The sequence below is a fragment of the Mesorhizobium sp. genome (assembly GCF_041661565.1).
Classification (GTDB): Bacteria; Pseudomonadota; Alphaproteobacteria; order Rhizobiales; family Rhizobiaceae; genus Mesorhizobium.
Genome location: NZ_JBAZUD010000205.1, coordinates 1 through 6,355, shown reverse-complemented (window position 1 = coordinate 6,355; position 6,355 = coordinate 1). Strand labels below are relative to the sequence as shown.

Below are 6,355 nucleotides of genomic sequence, written 5' to 3'. Positions count from 1 at the left end.
GCTCATGGCGCGGATGGTCGAAGAACTCGGCCGGCGTGTTCTGCTCGACGATCTGGCCCTGATCCATGAAGATCACCCGGTTGGCGACCTTGCGCGCGAAGCCCATTTCATGGGTCACGCACAGCATGGTCATGCCTTCCTCGGCCAGCCCGACCATCGTTTCCAGCACTTCCTTGATCATTTCCGGATCGAGCGCGGAGGTCGGCTCATCGAACAGCATGATGCGCGGGTTCATGCATAGCGAGCGGGCGATCGCCACGCGCTGCTGCTGGCCGCCCGAGAGCTGCCCCGGATACTTGTTGGCCTGCTCGGGAATCTTGACGCGCTTGAGGAAGTGCATGGCGATTTCCTCGGCCTGCTTCTTCGGCGTCTTGCGCACCCAGATCGGTGCCAGCGTGCAGTTTTCGAGGATGGTGAGATGCGGAAACAGGTTGAAGTGCTGGAACACCATGCCGACCTCGCGGCGCACCTCGTCGATCTTCTTCAGATCGTTGGTCAGCTCCTTGCCGTCGACGATGATCTTCCCCTTCTGGTGCTCTTCCAGCCGGTTGATGCAGCGGATCATCGTCGATTTGCCCGAGCCCGACGGGCCGCAGATGACGATTCGCTCGCCGCGCATCACCTTCAGATTGATGTCCTTCAGCACATGGAATTCGCCGTACCATTTGTGCATGGCGATGATGTCGATGGCAACATCGGTGGTCGAGATCTGCATCTTGGCGGCGTTGACCTTGATCTCTTCGGCGCTGACGGCGTTTTCGGTGGCCATGACGGGGTCCCCTTGTTCTTTTATCTTTGGTTATAATGCATGTCGTTATCCCAAAACCGCAACACACTTTTGGGCGACATGCATCAGCGTTTGTGGCCGGTGTCGAGCCGGCGTTCCGTGTACATGGAATAGCGCGACATGCCGAAGCAGAACAGCCAGAAGACGAAGGCGGCGAAGATCAGTCCCGACTTGGCCGTCTGCGCGGTTGCCCAGTTGGCGTCGGAAAAGTTCTGCTTGACGATGCCCAGCAGGTCGAACATCGAGATGATGGTCACCAGGCTGGTGTCCTTGAACATGCCTATAAAGGTGTTGACGATACCCGGAATGACCAGCTTGAGGGCCTGCGGCATGACGATGAAATACATCTTCTGCCAATAGCCGAGGCCGAGCGAATCAGCCCCCTCATATTGACCCTTGGGGATCGCCTGCAGGCCGCCACGCACCACCTCGGCCATATAGGCGGCGGCAAAGAGAGACACGCCGATCAGCGCGCGCAGATATTTGTCGAAGGTAACGCCCGGCGGCAGGAACAGCGGCAGCATGACGCTGGCCATGAACAGCACCGTGATCAGCGGAATGCCGCGCACGGCTTCGATGAAGATGACGCACAGCATCTTGACGACCGGCATCCTGGAGCGCCGGCCAAGCGCCAGCACGATGCCGAGCGGCAGCGACACGACGATGGCGACGAAAGACAGCGACAGCGTCACCAGCAAGCCGCCCCAGCGCGCGGTTTCGACATGTTCAAGACCAAACACGCCGCCCACCAGCAGGAAGAATGACACGACAGGCAGACCGACAATCAGCAGTAGGGCGTTGAGGCCCTTGCGCGGCACGCTCGGCATCAGCATCGGCACCATGAGGACCACCAGCAAGATGCCAACCAGGATCGGCCGCCAGCGCTCCTCGATCGGATAGGTTCCGAACATGAACTGGCCGAACTTGGCGTTGACGAAAGCCCAGCAGGCGCCGGACCAGCCGTCCGGCTGAATTCCGCCTTGAGTCACCGTGGCGCAGACGGTCCTGTCAGGCCCCGTCCATACAGCGTCGATGAAGGCCCAGTTGATGATCTGCGGAAGGATCATCGCCACCAGGGCGATGCCGATTATCGTCATTATGGTATCGCCAACCGAGGCGATCAGGTTCCGTCGCACCCACGCGCCGAGGCCGGTGACGCCGGCTGGCGCCGGCTGCGCCAGCATCATCTCGGTGCGTACCCAGGACATATCATGTTCTTGCATGTCCTTACCTCTCCACCAGCGCCACTTTGGCGTTGAACCAGTTCATCAGCAGCGAGGTCAGGATGCTGATGGCCAGATAGATCACCATCATGATGACCACGCATTCAACCGCCTGGCCGGTCTGGTTGAGTACCGTGCCGGTCGTCGCCGTCAAATCGGGATAGCCGATGGCGATGGCGAGCGAGGAGTTCTTGGTCAGGTTGAGATACTGGCTGGCCAACGGCGGGATTACAATGCGCATCGCCTGCGGCACGACCACCAGCCGCAAGGCCTGGCCCGAACGCAGGCCAAGAGCCGCCGATGCCTCGCTCTGGCCCTTGGCGACGCCGCGAATGCCGGCGCGCACGATCTCGGAGATGAAGGCGGCGGTATAAAACGACAGTGCGAGATACAGCGACAGGAATTCCGGCTTCACTGCGAAACCGCCGGTCAGGTTGAAGGTCGACTGTTTCGGAAAATCGAAGCTCAGCGGGAAGCCGCTCAGTACATAGGCGAGCAGCGGCAACCCGACAATCAGGCCCAGCGATGTCCAGAACACCGGAAATTGCTGGCCCGTCGCCATCTGCCGCTGATGCGCCTTGCGGGCGACGAACCACGCCATGGCGATGCCGACAAGCAGACCGACCAGGATCAGCCAGGAGCCATCGCCCCACACCGCACGCGGAAAGTAGAAGCCGCGCTGGTTGAGGAACGATCCGAATGGCAGGTTTATGCTGTCGCGCGGAGCCGGCAGCACCGCCAGCACGCCCGAATACCAGAAGAAGATGACCAGCAGCGGCGGGATGTTGCGGAACACCTCGACATAGACGGTGCAGATCTTCTGGATGAGCCAGTTTTTCGACAGCCGGCCGATGCCGATGATGAAGCCGATGATCGTGGCGGTGATGATGCCGACAAAGGCGACGATCAACGTGTTGATCAAGCCGACGATGATGGCCCGGCCATAGGTGGAGTCCGATGTGTAAGCGATCGCCGTATCGGAAATGTCGAAGCCGGCACGGCCCCTCAGGAATGTGAAGCCGGAGGCAATGTGCAGGTTCGTCAGATTGACGATGGTGTTGTGGACGATCCACCAGACACCCGACACCAGCAAGGCAACGACCAGGCACTGATAGAATATGCCGCGGACTGTCGGATCGTTGATGAGAGAAGCGCGACTTGGCTCCTCGCGAAGAACTTCCTGCGATGCCATTCGACCGTCCCCTGGAAAGAGAAACCGGGAGGCAGACGATCTGCCTCCCGGATCACATTTCGATCAGCGGATCGGCGGAGCGTATTGCAGGCCGCCCTTGGTCCACAGCGCATTGATGCCGCGGGCGATCTTCAGCGGGCTGCCAGAACCGACATTGCGCTCGAACATCTCGCCATAATTGCCGACGGCCTTGACGATGTTGACGACCCAGTCATTGGAGACGCCGAGGTCGGTGCCGATCTTGGTATCGGCTTCCTGGCCGAGGACGCGCTTGATCTCCGGGCTGGGGGAGTTCTTCATTTCATCGATATTGGCCTTGGTGATGCCAAGCTCTTCAGCCTGCAGCAACGCGAAATAGGTCCACTTGACGATATGGTACCACTGATCGTCGCCTTGGCGCACGGCGGGTCCGAGCGGCTCCTTCGAAATGATCTCGGGCAGCACGACATGGTCGGCGGGCGCCGCCAGCGTCAGCCGGATGCCGTAAAGGCCCGACTGGTCGGTGGTGTAGACGTCGCAGCGGCCGGCGTCATAGGCGGCGTTGACCTCCTCGAGCTTCTCGAAGACGACCGGGTTGTATTCCATCTTGTTCGCCTTGAAATAGTCGGCGAGGTTGAGCTCGGTGGTCGTGCCGCTTTGCACGCAGACGGCGGCGCCGGAGAGCTGAAGCGCCGAATTGACGCCGGGCAGCTTCTTGGCGTTGATCATGAAACCCTGGCCGTCATAATAGGTAACGCCGATGAAGTTCAGGCCGAGCGCGGTGTCGCGGTTAATGGTCCAGGTGGTGTTACGCGACAGGATGTCGACCTCGCCGGACTGCAGCGCGGTGAAACGCTCCTTGGCGCTGAGAGGCGTGAACTTGACCTTGGTGCCGTCACCAAACACGGCGGCCGCGACAGCGCGGCAGAAATCCGCGTCGATGCCCTGCCAGTCGCCCTTGTCGTCCGGCGCCGAGAAGCCGGCAAGGCCGGTGGAGACACCGCACTGGATGAAGCCCTTCGCCTTGACGGTATCGAGCGTGGTCGCCGAGGCGGCAGACGCCATCAAACCAAGCGTGGCGGCACTCAGAATGCCAATAGCAATATGTTTCATGACCCACAGACCCTTTTCTGTTTTCAGGCAAACCCTGATCTTTTTCCCGTGTGAACGCAGTTCCATCCCGGCCCACTCCCGGAACGCGCATCGTAACCGACGAGCCGCCTCCCATTCACAAATGTCATCGAAGGCGATAATTCCCGGGAGGTCAAGGGAAATGACCGAAACCGAAAGAGTTTGAAAACTGGTTCTGGCAAATGCCTGAATTGCGGACAAACGCGCCCATGTTTTAGTCAGCATCGCAAATAAAGTCGGCAAGCCCCATTCAGTCACACTGCGCTGCGACCGAGAAATCCTTCGATCTGCATTACTCTACGTTACCGCTTTTTTTCTCGATTTGCTGAACTGGCCGCGTGCTCCTGCGCTGTTCGGCACATCGCCGGACCCGATACGCGCGGGCCACGGCCGACCTTCCATCTTCAGCGCAGCCGGTCCCTGCCGGCAAAACCTGGCACATTCGAAGTTCATTGCTGTCGAAGCCCGGCTGTTGCGCGGCCCATGTCGCCGCACTATGCCTAAAGCCTTAGCAAACAGGGCGATGACGAATGGCGAAAGACGGCAACGAGCAGGTCAGCGGCGCGATGGGCATCAACACGCGGCTGGCCCATTCAGGCAACAAGCCGCATGATTATTTCGGCTTCGTCAATCCGCCGGTGGTCCACGCCTCGACCGTGCTTTTTCGTGACGCGGCTTCGATGGTGGCACGTGACCAGAAATACACTTACGGCACGCGCGGCACACCCACGACAGACGCCCTCGCCCAGGCCATCGACGCGCTGGAGGGCTCTGCCGGCACGATCGTGGTGCCTTCCGGCCTCGCTGCGGTGACGGTTCCGCTGCTCGCCTTCGTATCGGCGGGCGATCATCTGCTGATAGTCGATTCCGTCTATCATCCGACCCGCAACTTCGCCGACACCATGCTGAAGCGGCTGGGCGTCCAGGTGGAGTATTATGATCCGCATATCGGCGCCGGCATCGCCCGGCTGATCAAGCCCAACACCAAGGTGGTGTTCACGGAATCGCCGGCGTCGAACACGTTCGAAGTGCAGGACATTCCCGCCATCGCCAAGGCGGCGCACGCCGCAGGCGCCATCGTGATGATGGACAATACGTGGGCAACGCCGCTTTATTTCCGCCCGCTCGACCATGGCGTGGACATATCGATCCATGCCGCGACGAAATATCCGGCGGGCCATTCCGACGTGCTGCTGGGCACGGTCTCGGCCAATGAGAACTGCTGGGGCCATCTCTTCGAAAGCTTCTGCACCCTTGGCTGCTGTGCGGGGCCTGACGACGTCTACCAGGTGCTGCGCGGCCTGCGCACCATGGGCGTGCGGCTCGATCATCACCAACGCAGCGCCCTCGATATCGCCTCCTGGCTGGAGGACCAGAACGGCGTTGCGCGCGTACTGCACCCGGCGCTGCCCAGCCATCCGGACCACGGCCTGTGGAAGCGCGACTTCTGTGGGTCGAGCGGCATTTTCTCGATCGTGCTGGCCGGCGGCGGCCAAAAGCAGCAGCACGCCTTCCTCGATGCATTACGGATCTTTGGGCTCGGCTACTCCTGGGGCGGATATGAGAGCCTCGCGGTGCCGGTCTGGATCGGCGACCGCGTCATTGCAAAAACCTCCCATGACGGGCCGCTGATTCGCTTGCAGATCGGTCTCGAAGACGTCGCGGACCTGAAGGCCGACCTCATGCGCGGCCTGGGCGCTGCCGCGTCCGCCTGAACGACTAATGGGCGGAACCGACTTGGAAGTCCCGTCAAGCACTTCCGGGGGCTCGTAAACCGGCGCTGCCGTGCGGGAACATAAGGCGGCGTGGAATTCCATTCCTTCAAACCTTGGTTTGCGGGATCGGTTTGGCTTTCAAATTCGCCCTCGTCGCGTCATTGCGGGGATCAGCACGATTTCTCCCTCCCCCTGGATGACCGGCAGAGTTACCGACTTCATGGCCTTTCGCCTCTTCGTTCCCATCCTTGCCGGCGCCACGCCGCGCGAACGTGTCATCGCCTGCATCGGCGCGATGATCGGCATCGCCCTTACCGGCCTGATCGGC

The 6,355-nt window shown here is 60.9% G+C and carries 5 protein-coding genes; 1 reads left to right on the top strand and 4 read right to left on the bottom strand.

Going from position 1 to position 6,355, the window contains the following annotated elements; translation table 11 throughout:
• From WC739_RS23895 to WC739_RS23880, 4 genes are all read right to left on the bottom strand, one after another.
• On the bottom strand, positions 1-715 hold a 715-nt coding region (locus tag WC739_RS23895; protein ID WP_372955463.1), incomplete at its 3' end, for an amino acid ABC transporter ATP-binding protein.
• Between the two features lie 137 nt (positions 716-852).
• Entirely contained in the window at positions 853-2,010 is a 1,158-nt protein-coding gene (locus WC739_RS23890) for an amino acid ABC transporter permease (protein ID WP_372955462.1), read from the bottom strand.
• A 4-nt stretch (positions 2,011-2,014) separates the two neighbouring features.
• On the bottom strand, positions 2,015-3,202 hold the full coding sequence (locus WC739_RS23885) for an amino acid ABC transporter permease (protein ID WP_372955461.1): 1,188 nt from the start codon (positions 3,200-3,202) through the stop codon (positions 2,015-2,017).
• A gap of 63 nt (positions 3,203-3,265) precedes the next feature.
• Positions 3,266-4,294, bottom strand: coding sequence for an amino acid ABC transporter substrate-binding protein (locus tag WC739_RS23880; protein ID WP_372955460.1), 1,029 nt, complete (start codon positions 4,292-4,294; stop codon positions 3,266-3,268).
• 548 nt (positions 4,295-4,842) lie between these two features.
• On the opposite strand from WC739_RS23880, the gene WC739_RS23875 reads away from it, so the two are divergent.
• Positions 4,843-6,027, top strand: a complete 1,185-nt coding sequence (locus tag WC739_RS23875) for a cystathionine beta-lyase (RefSeq protein WP_372955459.1) — start codon at positions 4,843-4,845, stop codon at positions 6,025-6,027.
• Positions 6,028-6,355 lie beyond the last annotated feature (328 nt).

Excerpts from the sequence above, each read along its gene's own strand:
- WC739_RS23885 (WP_372955461.1), bottom strand. The coding sequence starts at position 3,202 with ATGGCATCGCAGGAAGTTCTTCGCGAGGAGCCAAGTCGCGCTTCTCTC.
- WC739_RS23875 (WP_372955459.1), top strand. The coding sequence starts at position 4,843 with ATGGCGAAAGACGGCAACGAGCAGGTCAGCGGCGCGATGGGCATCAAC.
- WC739_RS23890 (WP_372955462.1), bottom strand. The coding sequence starts at position 2,010 with ATGCAAGAACATGATATGTCCTGGGTACGCACCGAGATGATGCTGGCG.
- WC739_RS23880 (WP_372955460.1), bottom strand. The coding sequence starts at position 4,294 with ATGAAACATATTGCTATTGGCATTCTGAGTGCCGCCACGCTTGGTTTG.